The following is a 17575-nucleotide window of genomic DNA, read 5'->3' on the forward strand; positions in this document are numbered from 1 at the left end:
ACGAAACGTAACGCGTGGGCGTTGACATTGTTAACTTTATCTCTTTATAATGATGAACGGATTAGGAATAAGAGATAAATCTTACGCAGTTTATACGGAACGGGAGATGAAGGAATGGACGTTTTGGAACTGTCCAAAGGACTCGATACGATCTGGGTCGTTTTGACAGCCGCGATGATTTTGCTCATGGAAGGCGGCTTCGCGTTGCTTGAGGCCGGCTTCGTTCGTCAGAAAAATGCCGTCAGCATCATTATGAAAGTATTCGTCGACATCGCCTTCGGCGCGCTTGTCTTCTACTTTTTCGGATTCGCTTTCATGTACGGGCAGGACGCGGGAGGGTTGATCGGCACGACCGGCTTCTTCATTAACGGCGACTTGTCTCATATCGAATTAAATATTACGCATGAAACGTACTGGCTATTCCAATGCGCGTTCGTCATCGCCGTCATCTCCATCGTATCGGGCGCGGTCGCCGAGAGGATCAACTTCCGCGCTTACATTCTGCTCACGATCGCGATGACCGGCTTCATCTACCCGCTTGCGGGCCACTGGGTCTGGTCCGGCAGCGGCTTCATCGGCAAGCTTGGCATGTTCGACTTTGCGGGCTCGGCCGTCATCCACGCGCTGGGCGGCTTCTCGGCGCTTGCGGCAGCCATGTTCATCGGCCCGCGGATCGGGAAGTTCAGCGCGGATGGCAAATCGAACATCGTGCCGCCGTCCAATCTGCCGCTTGCGTCCGTGGGCGCGTTCATCCTCTGGTTCGGCTGGTTCGGCTTTAACGCGGGCAGCACGCTAAGCGCGACGAACGGCTCGATCGGCCATATCGCGCTCACGACGATGCTGTCGGCGGCTTCCGGCGGCGCAACCTGCATCCTGTTCACGATGCTTCGCTATCGGAAAGCCGATCCGCCGATGGTCATTAACGGCTCGCTAGCCGGCCTCGTCGGCATTACGGCAGGCTGCGCCTTCGTCTCCGACGGCGCGGCCATCCTCATCGGCGCCGTCTCCGGCATTGCCATGGTCCTCGTGACCGAATGGCTGGAGCGTAAACAAATCGACGACCCGGTCGGCGCATTCGCCGTCCACGGCGTCAGCGGCAGCATCGGTACGCTTGCCGTCGGGCTGTTCGCCCTTCCGGAGCTGGCAGAGGGCGTCGGCAAAGGCTATTACGGCTTGTTCTACGGCGGAGGCTGGAACCTTCTCGGCGTTCAGGCGCTCGGGCTTGTGATCGTATCCGCGTGGGGCTTCGCGCTTACTTGGGGCGTACTGTGGCTCGTCCGCAAAATAATGCCCGTCCGCGTATCCAAGGACGAGGAGCTCATCGGCCTCGACGTCGGCATTCACGGCGTGCCCGCATACAGCCAGGAACATGACTTTCTCGATGTCGATCGCCTTCGGGGCGGCAAATAACGCAAAGAACCGTCCGGGCTTCCAGAAGCCCGGACGGTTCTTTCTATTCGCTCTATATCGGCAAATCGATTTACTTCATTTCATTCGCAAGCTCGTAAGGAACGGATACGATATCGGTCGGAGCCGAGACGTTCTGGATCGAGCGGGCGTTCTCGATGTCGAGACGCAGCAAGCGCACCTTCTCCATCGGCTTTTTGACGAAATGGATATATTCCACGGCCAGGTGATGGTCAGGCTTCTTGCCCGACAGCATTCGTCTTAATGTAGACATCGATTGATAAGCGCGTTCTTCCATCAGCCTGCGTTTCTCATAACGCTCGACCATTTGTTCAATCTCGGCAATTTCCTGCTCTTTCTTGGCTACGTACGCGTCGATAAAAGGAAAAACCTCGCCCGCCTTGCGGTGCTGAACAGGAACGGCTGAGCTTGCGTAAAAAATCGGATCCGTCATGAGAATTCACCTGTCTTGTCATGTTATTATTACTTACACTAGTAATCATACAACAAACAGGGCAGGTTTGAAAACCATTTTTTTGCGGGGCCGTTACTCCTGCGGGACGGATAAATCCGCGCCGATCACGCCGACGACCTTGCCGCCGGAATCCCGGATCGGGACGGAGATCGTCAGGCAGTGCTGCTTCGTTATGGCCGATATGTACACGCCTGATTGGAACGATTGCCCGTCCATCGCCCGCTTCCACCACTCCCGGCCGTTCGCGTTGAGCAAGCCGGCCTCGGGCAGCGAGAAGACAAACGAGCCGTCGGCCCGGTTCGACCAGATCGCCTCGATTTCCGGTTTCGATTGGAGCAGCGAGGTCAGCTTCGCCGCATGGCCGTCCGCTTCGAGCACGGCCAATCGGCCGTCCGCCGCTGCCGCCGTCAGCCATTCCCTAACCGCCGCCGCATCCGCCTTCGAGCCGGCGCTTACGCGTCTTGGCCCGACCTGATCGATCGCCATGGTCAAATCCGCAGACGAGCGCTGCAGATTGCGACTAATACGGTTCAGATTCGCGATCTGCGCGCGCTGTTCCTTCGCCATCTCGAGCGTGCTGTCCACGCTTTGGAGCGTCTCGTCCACGGCGTCCACGACATCCTTCAGCATCAGCGTCGTCTCCGTCATATGCTCCGTCTGCCGCTTGCTCGCATTGCTTGTCGCAAGAGCCAGCTCGTCCACTTCGTGAATGCGGGAGAAGATCACATCCATCCGGTCCCGGTTAACGGCCATCTCCGCCACCCCGCGTTCGACGGACATCTTCTCCTGATCGACGGCGTCCACGACGAGCTTGACGCCTTGTCCGATCTGCTCGACCAGCTCCGTGGACCGCTTCACGGCTTCGCCGCTCTGCTCCGCCAGCTTCTTGATCTGCTGGGCGACGACCGAGAAACCTCGGCCGTATTCGCCGGCGTGAGCCGCTTCGATGGAGGCGTTAAGCGCGAGCAGCGAGGTCTGGGAGACGATTTCTTGAATAAATTGATTAATTTCGTTAATGTGGGACGTCTGTTCGATAAGCTGCCTGATGTGTTGGTCCATCGTCCGGTTGTTGCGGTCCAGCTCCGTCATGACCTGATCCGTCGTCGCAAGCGAACGGCATACGTCCAGCACGATATCCTTCGTTTCCTTGCTCTTCGCGTTCAGATCGGCGGACACGCCGTTAATTTGCCCGGCGGCGGAAGCGACCTCCTGAATGGCGGAGAACGCGCCTTCGATCCGATTCAGCGCGTGCGAGCTCTTCGCGCGCAGCGATTGCTCCTGCAAGGCCGATTGATCCGCGATTCCGGTCAACCGGGAGACGGAACGGTCCACCTCGTCTACCGCAGCGTTCAATTGGTCGGATATGACGACCGATTCGTTCAATAGCCGCGTCATCCGTTTCCCGTTGTCGGATTCGGACGCGGCAGACGTCTTGCTGTTGCGGGAAAACCAGCGAACCGGCGAACTCATGCGGCTTCACGCCCCTCTCTTGTCGTCGATACAAAATTTTCTAAATTATATACCGGCATTCGACAAAAGAAAAGAGGAACCGCAAGGTTCCTCTTTGGATTAATTGCATATTTCAACAATGTTCGCGATTACTTCTCCGCTTTTTGCTGAGCAGCGTTAGCGTTGGCCGCTTTGCCTGCAGCAGCGTTGTTTTGGTTGAATTCTTCAGCAAATTCCGCGTTGTACTGGTTGTTTTGAGCGGCTTTGTTTTGTTTGTTTTTAGCCATCGTAATCACCTCCCCGTTTCATTGATAGTATGGCATTACGGGCGTTTATTATACGGTGGATTACGATTCCAGATACGTCTGCGGAATCGGCTTGCCGGCTTCGGTGGCCAGGTTGATCTGGTTAAGCCAAGCCTCGGAGAGCTTGCCCGTGCCGATGCGAAGCACCTCGACCTGAACCTTCCGCTTGCCCCATTGCTCGTATACTTGCTTGATCGTTTCGAAATACAAGTCGATCCGTTTGCCTTTGATCGCGGAGCCCGTATCCGCCACGACGCCGTACCCGTAGCCGGGAATGTACAGCAGCGTCCCGATCGGAAACAGCTTCGTATCGGCCGCGATCGTCGACACTTGGTCCCGTCGCACCTTGACGCCCGAATATGTAATGCCATATTGCGGATGGCCGGGGGTTTTGCCCGTCGACTCCTCCCCGGCCGTATAGCCGGTCGCGATCACTTCTATCTTATTTGGCTTTGCCTGCTTTCCCGCGGCTTCGGACTGTTCCGTCTTCGGCTTGGCTGCGGCGCTTTGCGGTCCGGACGCCGCCTCGGCGGGCGACGGACGGCTGCCCGCATGCCAGGCGACGGCGATGAACGCCAGGAGCAGCAGGAGCGGTATCCTCTTTTTCGTTCTCATGCAAAAAAAGCTTATGGCCATCTGGGTTGCTTCCTCCTCAGAAGAATATTGCCCAGATGGCCAAAGCTTTATGCGCCGATCCTTATTGTTCTTTGCTATCGATTTGCTTCCGCAGCATGCCGATCAGCTCTTTGACCGGCATGGAGCCGATGTCGCCTTCGCCGCGCTTGCGCACGGATACGGCTTCGGCCTGCATTTCGTTCTCGCCGACGACGAGCATATATGGCGCTTTCTCAAGCTGGGCTTCGCGGATTTTGTAGCCGAGCTTCTCGTTGCGCAGATCGCTCTCCACCCGAATGCCTCCGAGTTGAAGTTCCTCGGCTACTTTGCGCGCGTACGCTTCGTAAGCCGTCGATACCGGAATGACCTTCGCCTGCACGGGAGACAGCCAGAGCGGCAGAGCGCCCGCGAAGTTTTCCAGCAGGAAGGCCGTCATTCTCTCCATCGTGCTGATGATGCCGCGGTGAATGACGACCGGACGGTGCTTCTTGCCGTCATCGCCGACGTACTCAAGCTCGAAGCGCTCCGGAAGCAGGAAATCGAGCTGCGCCGTCGAGAGCGTCTCTTCTTTGCCGAGCGCGGTTTTGATCTGAACGTCGAGCTTCGGTCCGTAGAAGGCCGCCTCGCCTTCCGCTTCGAAGAAAGGAAGCTCGAGCTCCTCTACGACTTCGCGCAGCATGCGCTGCGACATTTCCCACATCTCGTCGTTCTGGAAGTACTTCTCCGTATCCTGCGGATCGCGGTAGGATAAGCGGAACCGGTATTCCTTGATGCCGAAATCCTCGTACACCTGGCGGATAAGATTTACGACGCGCGCGAACTCTTCCTTGATTTGGTCCGGACGGCAGAAAATATGCGCGTCGTTCAGCGTCATCGCGCGCACGCGGTGGAGGCCCGTCAAGGCGCCGGACATTTCGTAGCGGTGCATCGTGCCGAGCTCGGCTACGCGAACCGGGAGGTCCCGGTAGCTGCGCATTTCGCTCTTGAACACCATCATATGATGCGGGCAGTTCATCGGGCGAAGCACGAGCTCCTCGTTATCCATCACCATCTTCGGGAACATATCCTCGCTGTAATGATCCCAGTGACCGGACGTTTTGTACAGCTCCACGTTCGCGAGCACCGGCGTATACACATGCTCGTAGCCGAGCTTCTCCTCCAGATCGACGATGTAGCGCTCCATCGTCCTGCGCAGCTTCGCGCCGTTCGGAAGCCACAGCGGCAAGCCTTGTCCGACCTCGCGGGAGAACGAGAACATCTTCAGCTCGCGGCCGAGCTTGCGGTGATCGCGCTTCTTCGCTTCCTCGAGGAAATGCAAATGCTCGTCGAGCTGCGCCTTCTTCGGGAACGCCGTGCCGTAAATGCGCTGCAGCATTTTGTTCTTCGAATCGCCGCGCCAGTAGGCACCGGCGACGCTCAGCAGCTTGAATGCCTTAATGCGACCGGTGGACGGCAGATGCGGTCCGCGGCACAGGTCGAAGAACTCGCCCTGGTCGTATATCGTAATGACCGAATCCTCGGGCAGGTCGCGAATCAGCTCGAGCTTCAAATGATCGTTCAGTTCGGTAAAGATCGCCAGCGCCTCTTCGCGGCTTACTTCGCGCCGCCGGATATCGAGATTTTGCTGCGTGATCTTCTCCATTTCCTTCTCGATCTTGGCCAGCTCTTCCGGCGTAATCGACTGCTCCATGTCGATATCGTAATAGAAGCCGTCTTCGATAACCGGACCGATGCCGAGCTTCACGTTCTCGTTGCCGTATAGCCGCTTGATCGCCTGCGCGAGCAAGTGGGCCGTGCTGTGGCGGTACACTTCGAGGCCGTCGGCCGAATCGAGCGTAACGATCTCGATCGCCGCATCGGCGTCGATCGGCGCGTAGACGTCGACCGCTTTTCCGTTTATTTTTCCCCCGATCGCGTTTTTCTTAAGCCCCGGACTGATCGAGCCAGCCACCTCTTCGATCGTCGTACCCGCGGCATACTCCCGGACGGCGCCGTCCGGGAATGTCAATTGAATAGCCATGTCGTTCATCCTCCTGATTTATCGGTGAAGCAAGCGCCCAAGAACGCAAAAAAAGCACGCGCCCCAAAAAGGGACGAGTGCTTGCGTGCTCGTGGTTCCACCCTACTTCGACCGCTTCGCTTACCTTCGCTTCGCAGTCCTTGTATGCTCTGGTAACGGAGAGTTCCGGTACGGCTTACTGCCGCGGCCCGTCGTAAGCGCCGCAGGTTCAACCGCACAGCTTCAAAGGGGTATGCCAGCCGACGTTGCGGAAGGAAATTTCAGCCTCGTTTCCTCTCTCTGCGCCGAACGCCCAAGGCGGACACATGTCTTTGTCAATGCCGATTACACACTATATGTGTGACATTATAGCTCGACTTCATCGTCAGGTCAAGGCTGAATGAGCTCGTCAAGCGTTTGGCTGCAAGACGCGCACCTCTCGCAGACCGTCACCCGCTGGTCGAAGATCGTTTCGATCGTCCGGATCACCTGCATTTCGGGATGCCGCGTATGGATCGTGATATGCTTCGGAGATACGGATATGAGCGAGCTGATGACCATGTCCTCGATGTTCATTTCCGTCTCCAGCATTTCCGCGACGATCCGGTCCGACGGCGGATTCGGGTCGAGCGGCTGGAAGCTGCCGTCGTAGAGCATAAAGTCGTGTCCGCCCTTATGAAGCAGATGGACCATCGGTATTTTCGTATCCTGGAGAAATACAAAATATTTCAGTAAGGAGATAAATTCCTGATATTGCTTATCCAGCACGTATTCATCCAACGCATATTCCACGACCTCGGCCAATTCCTTGCGATAAGGCTCGAGGCGGAACGTAATGAGCCCCGTCACGTTCAGCTCCGCATGCTCCTGCAGGTACAGCTCGACTTCGGCGGCGATTTTGTTTTTTCTTCTCAGGCGGTCCGCATCCAGAAATCTCGCGCCCAAGCCGTCCCACTCTTTCCCATGCAGCAAATCGTGGCAATACCGCTCGATCGCATCCGGGTCCATGCCCGAATGATTCCGGTATTTCCTGCGGATAATCGCCCTGAGCATGACGGTTTCCAATTCGCTTACGATGAGCTCCGCAACCGCCCGGGACGCCGCTTTGTACAGAAGAGGACCGTGCGATTTCAACTGAAAATGCGGCAGCACCGCCCGGCATGCGATAACTTGGCCGGATACGGCTTCAAATTCAAAGATATCCGGATTCGTGACTTCACCGTTGCTATGTAAATCGACGCGCGCTTCATCCATCATCAATTGTTTCAGCTTATCTGCAGACTCCTGGAGGCTTCTTGGCAACGATACCGTGAACAGCTCCATAAGCTCACCCCTTTCTTTCCTTATCAGTATATGGTCCCGCGACCGGGGATATACGATGAAGAGTTTGGAATGAAAGGGAAAAGCCCGGTCGGCCGCTTGCCCGCATGGCGGCGCGAACCGGTTCCCGGGCCCGATATTTCCACGCCCGGCTTAACGCCGAACGAAGCTAGTTCTGCATGACGAAATCCAAATCCGCCTTGTCGGTTTCCTTGTACACTTTCAAAATGTTATATTTCGTATCCCGCTGGGCCGGGATTTTGCCGCACTCGCGTATCAGCTGCAAAATAAGCTCGATGTTCACCTTATGCGTCGTGCCGGCCGCCGAGACGACGTTCTCTTCGATCATCGTGCTGCCGAAGTCGTTGCAGCCGTAAGACAGCGACAGCTTGCCCATCTCCGGTCCCATCGTGACCCAGGATGACTGGAAATTCTTAATGTTGTCGAGCATGATGCGGCTGACCGCGACGATGCGCAAATATTCCTCCGGCTTCGCCTTCTCCAGCTTCAGGTTCGTGTTATCCGGCTGGAACGGCCAGGAGATGAACGCGAGGAAGCCCGTCGACTTATAGCCGCCGGCGATGCATTCGTCCTGAGCGTCGCGGACGCGAAGCATGTGAAGCGCCCGCTCCTCGATCGACTCGCCCAGGCCGTATACCATGGTGGCCGTCGTGTTCATGCCGTGGCGATGCGCGGATTTCATGACGTCCATCCAATCCGTCCAAGAGCCCTTGAGCCGGCTGATCTTGCGCCGCGTACGGTCGTCCAGTATTTCGGCGCCGCCGCCCGGCAGCGAATCGAGTCCCGCTTCGTGAAGCTGCCGGATGACCTCGTCGAGCGTAAGCCCGTCCGACACGACCTTCATCTTATGAATTTCGGCGGGCGAGAACGAATGCATCGTAATGCCCGGAAAATGCGATTTGATTTTGCGGAGCAGATCCAAATAATACGTGAACGGCAAATTCGGATTCGTTCCGCCCTGCATCAATATTTCGGTGCCGCCGACGTCAACCGTCTCCCGGATTTTTTGCAATATCGTCTCGTCCGGCAGCACGTAGCCTTCCTTCGAGCCCGGCGCGCGGTAGAACGCGCAGAAGCGGCAATAGACGTCGCATACGTTCGTATAGTTTACATTGCGCCCGACGACGAAGGTCGTTATCGGCTCGGGATGATGGCGAAGCATGATTTGATTGGCCACATGCCCCATCTTCTCGATCTGGTCCGAAGCGAGAAGCTCCATTCCTTCCTCAAGCCCGATTCGTTCCCCGCGCAGCGCTTTATCCAAAATCTGGTCCAACGTTCCCATTCCGCGAGACCTCCCTTGTTCCGTTCTTAATCAAGCGTTCGATCACTTCATCCTAACATATTTCGATCCCGCAAGTCACCCGCCATCGTCTTCCCTCTGTGTCAAAATAACGAAAAAACACGGCCTCTCCTCGCGGACGGCCGTGCTATCTATCGCTTGGGCCGGCATTAAGCCCGAAGCGCCTGATTCAAATCGTCGATCAAATCGTCGATGTCCTCGAGTCCGACCGAATAGCGGACCAATCCGTCCGATATGCCGCGCGCGTGGCGCACTTCCTTCGGCATGGCCGCATGCGACATCATGGCCGGATACGATAAAATGCTCTCCACCGCGCCCAAGCTGACGGCGACGAGAGGCAACCGAACTTTGCTGAGAAGCGACTTCGCCTTCTCCCCGCTGCCGACGTCGAACGATACGACCGCGCCGTAGCCGAGCGACTGCTTCTCGTGAATTTCGCGGCCAGGGTGGTCATCGAGCCCCGGATAATAGACCTTCCGCACCAGCTCGTGCTCCGCCAGCCACTGCGCCAGCCTGCGCGCGCTGCGCTCGCTCTGCTCCATCCGGGCCTGCAGCGTCTTCATTCCCCGCATGAGCAGCCACGATTCCTGAGCGCTCAGCACGGTCCCAAGACCATTCTGAAGCTGCTTCAACCGGCGGCCGAGCGATTCGTCCCGGGTTACGGCAAGCCCCGCCAGTACGTCGCTGTGACCGCCCAGAAACTTCGTCGCGCTGTGGAGGACGATATCGACGCCGTGCTCGATCGGACGCTGATGGTACGGCGTCATGAACGTGTTGTCGAGCATCGTCAGCAGACCGTTCTCCTTCGCCCAAGCCGTCGTAAGCGCGATGTCCGTAATTTTGAGCGTCGGATTCGATGGCGTCTCCATGAATACGGCTTTCGTATTCGGCTTCAGGGCCGCCTTGACCGCTTCGAAATCCGTCATATCGACGAACGTCGATTCGATGCCGAGCCGATCGAGGATTGACGTGAGCAGCCGGTATGTACCGCCATATACGTCTTCGGTTACGATGACGTGCTCGCCCGCCGACAGCAGCAGGAACGACGTCGAGATCGCCGCCATGCCGGACGCGAAGGCGAAGCCGCGAGCTCCGCCCTCCAGCAGCGCGATGTAATCCTCGAGCGCCTGCCGCGTCGGATTGCCGGACCGGCTGTAATCGTACTGCGGCGGGTCGAAAATATCGTGATGATGAAACGTCGACGCCTGGAAGATCGGCACGCTGGACGCGCCGGTATGCTCGTCGATCTCCGCTCCGAAATGGAGCAGCTTCGTCGCGAACCGGCGATCGCTTGCCTTGTTCTTGTTGTTATGCTCGCTCATGCTATTCTCCCTCCCGGATTTCTCGTTCGGCGGCGGCAAACGCCTGCGCAAGATCCGCGATCAAATCGTCGGCGTGCTCGATGCCGACCGAGAAGCGCAGCAGCCGGTCGTCCACGCCGATCGCCTGGCGGATTTCGAGCGGAATGTCCGCATGCGTCTGCACGGCCGGGTACGTCATGAGCGACTCGACGCCGCCCAGGCTCTCCGCGAAGGCGATCAGCTTGATGTGCCGGAGAATCGGCTCCACGTAACGGGCATCCTTCAAGCGGAACGAGAAGATGCCGGTGTTGCCGGACGATTGGCTGTTCTGGATCTCGTGCCCGGGATGATGCGGGAGCGCCGGGTAATAGACGTCCTCGACGGCCGGATGCTCCATCAAGTAGTTCGCGATCGTCGTCGCGTTGTATTGATGGCGCTCCATGCGCAGCGCCAGCGTCTTCATCCCCCGCATGAGCAGCCAGGAATCCTGCGGTCCCAGCACCGCTCCGATCGAGTTGTGCAGGAAAGCCATCTCCGCCGACAGCTCCTTGCCCTTCGTGACGATCAAGCCCGCGAGCACGTCGTTGTGGCCGCCCAAATATTTGGTCGCGCTGTGGACGACGATGTCGGCGCCAAGCTCGATCGGACGCTGGAAGAACGGCGTAAGCAGCGTGTTGTCGACGATGGTCAGGAGTCCCTTCGCCTTCGCCCAAGCGGACACTCGCGCGAGATCGGTAATCATCATTAGCGGGTTGGTCGGCGTCTCGATGAGCACCGCCTTCGTATTCGGGGTAAGCAGCGCGGCCATCGCGTCGATGTCGTTCGTGTCGACGTAAGAAGCCGTCACGCCGAACCGCGACATGATCCGCTCGAGCAGGCGGTACGTTCCGCCGTACAAGTCTAGGGAGACGATCAGGTGGTCGCCTTGCCCGAACAAAGCGAAGATGGTCTGCAAGGCCGCCATGCCGGAGCTGCAGGCGAACGCCGCGTCTCCGGATTCGAGCTGCGCGGCCGCTTCCTCCAGCACCGACCTGGTCGGGCTCTTCGTGCGAGCGTAGTCGAAGCCGGTGCTTTGTCCGAGCTTCGGATGGCGGAAGGCGGTCGCCTGATAGACGGGAAAGCTGACCGCGCCGGTTACGGGCTCCTTAATCGATCCGATCTGGGCCAGATGACTTTCGATTTTCATTGTAAGGTTGCACTCCCTCGAAAAAAAAGTTAAATGCCTGCGCCTAAGTCAAACGGCGTTTGCTGGTACACGTAATAATTGAGCCAGTTCGAAAATAACAGATTCGCGTGCGCCCGCCAAGTGGACAGCGGCAGCGAAGCCGGATTATCGCCCGGGAAATAGTTCTTCGGAACGTCGATGCGCAGGCCTTTCGCCTTATCGCGGTCGTATTCGAACTTGAGCGAGGTCGGGTCGTATTCCGAATGGCCGGTCACGAAAATTTGCTTGCCGTCCTTGGAAGCGACGATATAGACGCCGGAATCTTCCGAGCTGGACAATATGTCGAGGTTCTCGATCGGCTCTATATCTTCGCGGCGGACTTCCGTATGCCTCGATTGCGGCACGTAGAACACTTCGTCGAACCCGCGCAGCAGGCTGACGTTGCGCTTCTCGACCGCATGCTGGAACACGCCGAACATTTTGTTATCCAAGCCGTATTTGGGCACGTTGTAATGGTGGTAGAGGCCCGCCTGCGCGGCCCAACAAATATGGAATGTCGACGTAACGCGCCTAGCGCTCCAATCCATAATTTCCTTCAGCTCTTCCCAATACGTCACTTCCTCGAACGGCAGATGCTCGACCGGCGCCCCCGTAATGATCAGCCCGTCGTAGTATTCATCGGAAATTTCGTCGAACGTTTTGTAGAACAATTCCAAATGCTCGGCGGACGTATTCTTGGACGTATGCGTTCTTGGATGAAGCAGGACGACTTCGACCTGAAGCGGCGTATTGCCGATGAGCCGAAGCAGCTGCGTCTCGGTCGTTTCCTTCGTCGGCATGAGATTCAAGATGGCGATCCGAAGCGGCCTGATGTCCTGGTGGAAGGCGACGCTTTCGTCCATGACGAATATATTCTCGTTGCTTAAAACTTCTTTGGCCGGCAAATGGTCCGGTACTTTGATCGGCATGCGAATTCACTCCTTAAATAGGATGGCAGATTAGCCGCTTCAATAACAAAAAGACCCTTTCTGCTCTGAGAAAAGGTCGTATGCTCGGTTAAGAAGCCATCCGCCTCTCTCATCTCTCAGAAACAATCGTTTCCGCAAGAATTAGCACCGTGCGTCTAACGCCGGTTGCCGGGCTTCATCGGGCCAGTCCCTCCGCCTGCTCTTGATAAGAAAGTAGTCTATTCATTTTTCGCGGTTACATCTATTTTTCACTTTAATGCATTCCTTTATTCGCGTCAAGATGCGACTTTGCATAAGCTGGTGAATAGCCTTATTTTGCGCCGTTTTTAGGCTTGAATGTAAAGCTGGTGCGGGAGTATACTAGACAAGATTGCGTCACCATTTCACTCGCAAAGGGGTGCAAACGGACATGGAAGGCGACCGACCGAAGCCTGACGATTATCGAATACGGTTACTGCCGGTTACTTCCACCTTCAGCCGGCAGTTCCCTCTCAAGTAAGAAAGGAGTGGCTGCGGATGAAAATCCGTCTTGTTAACAATGGCATTTTTACCCCTGTGGATACGATCGAACAGACGCTGGTCCCCGCGCCCCAAGGCTTTTATTGGATCGATGCGGACGTGGACGACCTCGCGGTGCTCCAGCCTCTGTTCGGCATGCACGACCTCGCCGTCGAAGATTGCCTCAGCGAGGAGGAGCAGCGCCCGAAAATCGAAATTTACGAAAGCCATTATTTTATCGTTATTAACAGCATCCGGTTCGACGACGAAGAGATCTTCCTGCGCGCGCTGAACATATTTCTTGGCCGCCATTACATTATTACGGTCACGAAGCAGAAAATCAACGAGCTCCGCTCGCTCAAGCCGCTGCTCTGGGAGCATGAAGTCAGCCGGCCGGATTACTTCCTGTACCATCTCGTCGACCTCGTCGTCGATAATTATTTCCTCGTCGGCGATCGGATCGACAACCGGATCGAATCGCTGGAAGAGGACATTCTCATGCATACGAAGAAGTCGCATCTGAACGAGATCATCGGCTTGCGCGGCGAGATTTTGTGGCTGCGCAAGGTGCTCGGCCCGCAGCGCGAGCTGATCGCCACGCTCAACAAGAAGGATTTGAAGCTGATCGACGACGAGCTGCAAAAGTACTTCAGCGATATTTACGAGAACGCGCTGAAGATCGCCGAATCGTTCGATACGTACCGCGACCTGATGGGCAACTTGCGGGAGGCTTACCAGTCCAGCGTCTCCAACCGTGCCAACGAAATCATGCGCGTCTTTACGGCGATCACCGTCATCTTCATGCCGTTGACCTTCATTACCGGCATATACGGAATGAATTTCGACTTCATTCCGGGGCTGCATCTCCGTTTCGGCTCTTATATACTGCTCGGCGTCATGCTGCTGCTCGGGGTAGGCATGTTCATTACGTTCCGCAAGAAGGAATGGCTCTAACCGCGTTGCGGTTCGAATACGGCAAGGTCGTTCCTCCTCCGGCTTCCCCGCCGGGCGGAGCGGGCGGCCTTTTTGCCGTCGCCTCTTATATCCTTTATAATAGTTAAATACTTATTTATAGCAGACTTTCGTTTGGAAAGGGGGATTGACGTGAACCTCAGCCAGCTTGAAACGCTCGTTACGATATCCAAGACGATGAGCTTCCGCAAAGCGGGCGAGCTGCTCAACCTGACGCAGCCGGCCGTATCGGCGCAAATCAAAAGCTTGGAGGACGAGTTCAAGACGGTCTTAATCGATCGTAATCAGCCCGTCACTTTAACCGATCACGGACAAGTATTTTTGCAGCATGCCGAGAAGATGCTGACGATCGTCGAAGAGCTGAAGCAGAAGCTGTCCGACCTCAATTCGACGCCTCAAGGACATATTTTGCTCGGCACGACCTCGTCCATCGCGATTCAAATTTTGCCTCGGGTGCTGTCCTATTTTCAAAACCAATTCCCGTTGATCAAAACCACGATTCATTCCATGCCTTCATCCCAAGTGATGGCCAGCGTCGAGAACGGCTCCGTCGATATCGGCATTTCGTATCTGTTCGAAAAAAATCCGAACGTCTCCTCCTCCGTTCTTTACTACGACACGTTCGAGCTCGTCGTATCGCCGGCGCATCCGATGAGTAAATTAACGCACACGACGGTGGACACGCTAAAGGATATTCCGATGATCATGCTCGCCCCCGATACGCTCGGACGCCGATTCGTCGATCAGCTGTTCCGCAAATACAACGTCCAGCCCAACATCGTCATGGAGCTGTCGAGCAGTGAAGAGGTGAAGCGGATGGTCGAGATTAACCTTGGTGCGGCCGTCGTCTCGAAGCTGTCGATCGCCAACGAGCTTCGGCTCGGCACGCTGAAGATGATCAAGGTCAACGAGCTCGAAGCGACGCATCCGGTAGGCGTCGTATACAAGTCCGGCCGGTATTTGAACACGGCGATGCAGCAGTTTCTCAGCGATTTGAAGGGCATGCCCGAGCACCATTTCATAAGCAGCGAATAAAAAATAGACGGCAGACAAGGAGAGGAAGAGAATGAAATTTGATTTACATACCCATCATTTCAGATGCGGGCATGCGGACGGCAGCATTGAAGACTACATTGTTGCGGGAATCGACGCCGGGCTCCAGGTGATCGGCATTTCCGACCATTCCCCCTACTTCTACCACGAGGAAGACCAGCCGTCGCCCGGCATCGCCATGGCGCGAAGCGAATTCGCCAATTACGTGAACGAAGTGCTGCGGCTGAAGCAAAAGTACGAAGGACGGATCGAGGTGCTGCTCGGCATGGAATCGGACTTCTTTCCGGAGTATGCGGAAAGCTACCGGAAGGCGTACGTAGGCGTGCCGTTCGATTATTTGATCGGCTCCGTCCACCAGGTCGGCGGCGTCAGCATTTTTAACCGGAACCGCTGGAAGGGGCTCGACGAAGCCCGGCAACTCGGCGAGAAAAAGAGCTATTACGAGCTCATATCCGAATCCGCACGCAGCGGCATGTTCGATATTCTCGGCCATATCGATGCAATGAAGGGCTACTACCCCGCCTTCTCGGCCATCCCCGCGCATGAGCATATCGACGAGACGCTGCGGGTCATCGCTGAAAACGGCGTCTCCATCGAGATCAATACGTCGGGCGGCACGAAGGATGTCGGAGGCTGGTATCCGTCGGACGAAATTTTGGAGCGGGCGCTTCATTACGGCGTTAACGTCACGTTCGGCTCCGACGCGCATGTGCCTCAGCGGGTAGGCGACGAGTGGGAGCTTGTGCGCGCCAGGCTGAAGGAAATCGGATTTAAGCAGTGGGTGTATTACCGGAAGCGCCGGCAGGTCGTTCTGCCTCTATAAAAAAAAAGCGGACCTGCACGCCGCAGGTCCCAAAAAATATATATTAAAAAAGGGGGTCTTGTTTATTATAATAGCCCCCTAATGTAATGGGACGGTAACAGAAGCATTTCAATTGTGTAACAAATTTAGGGAGATGGACGGTAAAATGTGGCTTTTGACGGCCATCGGCAGCGCAATCTTGTTCGGACTGGCCGGCTGGTGGATGAAAGTATCGCAAATGCGCGGCGGTTCGACAAGGATGTTGCTGCTGGGCTTATACGCGTCCGGAATGCTTGGGTTCGGCGTTCATGCGGCGCTTGAAGGCACGCTGCCGACCCTGGCCGATCCCGCCGTATGGATCGCGGGGGGCATAATCGGGGCCGGCTCCGCCTGGGGCAACGCCTTGTTCATGAAGGCGCTGGATTACGGCCCCGCAAGCTTAACCTCGCCGCTTACGAATATGAACATCATTCTGGTCGTCGCCCTCGGGACGTGGTGGTACGGCGAGCCGCTCGGCGCTTCCGAAGCGGCCGGCATTACGCTCCTGCTGCTCGCCGTCGTTTTTATCGCGCACAAACGGAAGGAACCGCTGACGATTACCGAGAAGCGCTGGTTCGTCCTTGTCGGGGCGGCCATCGCGCTGTTCGCCATCCGCAACGGCGGGCTCAAAGTAACGGACGAGCTCGGGCTGCCGAGCGCGCCGATTTTGTTCATCGCCTACGCCCTATCGCTAGCCTGGTTTCTCCTCCCGTCCAAGGCTGCGGATACGCGCTCCGCCCGCAAGATAGGACTTCGCTTAGGCGTTGTCGCGGGATTGTTCTCGTATGGCGGACTACAGCTGTATGCCGTCGCCATCTCGACGGGCCAGGCGAATATCGCGGCTCCGATCTTTGCGACGAACAGCCTGGTCGTGGCGGCCGGCGCGATCGCCGTGTACAAGGAAAAGCTGTCGCTCTTGCAATGGACCGCTTTCGCGTTCACGATCGCGGGGCTCGTCATTATTCGGCTGTAAATCGCCGGCGGCACGCGGAAGCCGCTATTCCCAGTAAATGAACTTACTTTTCGTTCGTTCATATGCTACAATAGAAATACGAAAAGCGGGGTGATACGGTTGGATTATTCGACAATGTGCCCAAAGTATGAAGCCGCGGCCGACATCCTTGGCAAGAAATGGACTGGCCGAATCATACGGGTATTGCTCGGAGGACCGAAGCGGTTCAAAGAGATCAAGGAACAAATACCCGAGATGAGCGACAAAATGCTAACGGACCGGATGAAAGAACTTGAACATATAGCGATCATTAAACGACAGGTTTACCCGGAGATGCCCGTACGGATCGAGTACGAGCTGACCATTAAAGGACGGGAGCTGGAACCCGTTATCGAGTCCATTCAAAAATGGGGCGAACAATGGATGTAACTAAGGCGCGCAGACAGCCTTTACCGTTCGTTGACGGAATGGCTCGTCCCGCTGAACGATAGAAGCTGGAGGGCATATGCCCTCTTTTTTCATTATTAGCGGCTTTACCGCTTTCATCGCCCGGACTCTGGGCGTCACGTACTTTCATCGGCACCATATGCAGCAATTTAGCCCATTCGATGTCGATGCCGAAGTATCCATGCCTCCGCTTCCCGCTAATCTATTGCTAATCTTTACCCGTCTTCACTTCTCTATGAGCATATGCGCGGCGGCCTTCGACGAATCCGCCGTTCGAATGTCCGGCTTTCGTCCCCTCCATCCTTCCCGTCCCTTCGTTGACAAAACAACCGGCATCCATTATTATGGAAACATCTTGATTGATAATAATTATCAATATCAATGCATACAAAAGAAAGCTGCTAGTAGAGTAAAGGGCTGGGGTGACCAGCCCCTCCTCATCAAACCGTACGTGCGGTTTTCCCGCATACGGCTTTCCGATGCT

Annotated in this window: 17 protein-coding genes and 1 riboswitch; of the genes, 6 read left to right on the plus strand and 11 right to left on the minus strand. The window is 56.3% G+C overall.

Going from position 1 to position 17575, the window contains the following annotated elements; genetic code table 11:
- Positions 1-114: 114 nt before the first annotated feature.
- Entirely contained in the window at positions 115-1410 is a 1296-nt protein-coding gene (locus tag IDH41_RS26405) for an ammonium transporter (protein WP_190866530.1), read from the plus strand.
- Between the two features lie 70 nt (positions 1411-1480).
- Here the strand turns inward: IDH41_RS26405 and IDH41_RS26410 are convergent, their stop codons facing one another.
- The 10 genes from IDH41_RS26410 to metA form a co-directional block, all read right to left on the minus strand.
- On the minus strand, positions 1481-1861 hold the full coding sequence (locus IDH41_RS26410) for a hypothetical protein (protein ID WP_190866532.1): 381 nt from the start codon (positions 1859-1861) through the stop codon (positions 1481-1483).
- Positions 1862-1954: 93 nt separating this feature from the next.
- Complete coding sequence (locus tag IDH41_RS26415) at positions 1955-3352, minus strand: methyl-accepting chemotaxis protein (RefSeq protein ID WP_190866534.1); 1398 nt, start codon at positions 3350-3352, stop codon at positions 1955-1957.
- Positions 3353-3480: 128 nt separating this feature from the next.
- Positions 3481-3618, minus strand: coding sequence for a hypothetical protein (locus IDH41_RS26420; protein ID WP_190866535.1), 138 nt, complete (start codon positions 3616-3618; stop codon positions 3481-3483).
- A 60-nt stretch (positions 3619-3678) separates the two neighbouring features.
- A complete protein-coding gene (locus IDH41_RS26425; protein ID WP_190866537.1) occupies positions 3679-4272 on the minus strand; it encodes a 3D domain-containing protein in 594 nt (197 codons plus the stop codon).
- A gap of 61 nt (positions 4273-4333) precedes the next feature.
- Positions 4334-6271, minus strand: a complete 1938-nt coding sequence (gene thrS / locus IDH41_RS26430) for a threonine--tRNA ligase (protein WP_190866538.1) — start codon at positions 6269-6271, stop codon at positions 4334-4336.
- Between the two features lie 369 nt (positions 6272-6640).
- Positions 6641-7573: a putative sporulation protein YtxC gene (locus IDH41_RS26435; RefSeq protein ID WP_190866540.1), complete on the minus strand. Its 933-nt coding sequence runs from the start codon at positions 7571-7573 to the stop codon at positions 6641-6643.
- 166 nt (positions 7574-7739) lie between these two features.
- Positions 7740-8876, minus strand: a complete 1137-nt coding sequence (mqnC, locus tag IDH41_RS26440; RefSeq protein WP_190866542.1) for a cyclic dehypoxanthinyl futalosine synthase — start codon at positions 8874-8876, stop codon at positions 7740-7742.
- Positions 8877-9043: 167 nt separating this feature from the next.
- Positions 9044-10216 carry an aminotransferase class I/II-fold pyridoxal phosphate-dependent enzyme gene (locus IDH41_RS26445; protein ID WP_190866543.1) on the minus strand — a complete coding sequence of 391 codons (1173 nt, stop codon included), beginning with the start codon at positions 10214-10216 and terminating at the stop codon, positions 9044-9046.
- Position 10217: 1 nt separating this feature from the next.
- On the minus strand, positions 10218-11381 hold the full coding sequence (locus tag IDH41_RS26450) for an aminotransferase class I/II-fold pyridoxal phosphate-dependent enzyme (RefSeq protein WP_190866545.1): 1164 nt from the start codon (positions 11379-11381) through the stop codon (positions 10218-10220).
- Positions 11382-11410: 29 nt separating this feature from the next.
- Positions 11411-12328 carry a homoserine O-acetyltransferase MetA gene (metA, locus tag IDH41_RS26455; RefSeq protein WP_190866547.1) on the minus strand — a complete coding sequence of 306 codons (918 nt, stop codon included), beginning with the start codon at positions 12326-12328 and terminating at the stop codon, positions 11411-11413.
- A 106-nt stretch (positions 12329-12434) separates the two neighbouring features.
- Positions 12435-12540, minus strand: a riboswitch (SAM riboswitch).
- Positions 12541-12844: 304 nt separating this feature from the next.
- Here metA and corA point away from each other — a divergent pair.
- From corA to IDH41_RS26480, 5 genes are all read left to right on the plus strand, one after another.
- A complete protein-coding gene (gene corA / locus IDH41_RS26460) occupies positions 12845-13780 on the plus strand; it encodes a magnesium/cobalt transporter CorA (protein ID WP_190866549.1) in 936 nt (311 codons plus the stop codon).
- A 150-nt stretch (positions 13781-13930) separates the two neighbouring features.
- Complete coding sequence (locus IDH41_RS26465; protein WP_190866551.1) at positions 13931-14833, plus strand: LysR family transcriptional regulator; 903 nt, start codon at positions 13931-13933, stop codon at positions 14831-14833.
- Between the two features lie 31 nt (positions 14834-14864).
- The gene (locus IDH41_RS26470) at positions 14865-15674 is read left to right on the plus strand and encodes a histidinol-phosphatase (RefSeq protein WP_190866553.1); all 810 of its coding nucleotides are present in this window, start codon (positions 14865-14867) and stop codon (positions 15672-15674) included.
- 145 nt (positions 15675-15819) lie between these two features.
- Entirely contained in the window at positions 15820-16665 is an 846-nt protein-coding gene (locus IDH41_RS26475) for a DMT family transporter (protein ID WP_190866555.1), read from the plus strand.
- 99 nt (positions 16666-16764) lie between these two features.
- Positions 16765-17073: a winged helix-turn-helix transcriptional regulator gene (locus IDH41_RS26480; RefSeq protein ID WP_317890825.1), complete on the plus strand. Its 309-nt coding sequence runs from the start codon at positions 16765-16767 to the stop codon at positions 17071-17073.
- Between the two features lie 226 nt (positions 17074-17299).
- Here IDH41_RS26480 and IDH41_RS31595 read toward each other — a convergent pair.
- The coding region (locus tag IDH41_RS31595) for a hypothetical protein (protein ID WP_223830086.1) at positions 17300-17575 on the minus strand (276 nt) is incomplete at its 5' end.

Origin of the sequence: Paenibacillus arenilitoris (assembly GCF_014705655.1) — a bacterium.
Classification (GTDB): Bacteria; Bacillota; Bacilli; order Paenibacillales; family Paenibacillaceae; genus Pristimantibacillus; species Pristimantibacillus arenilitoris.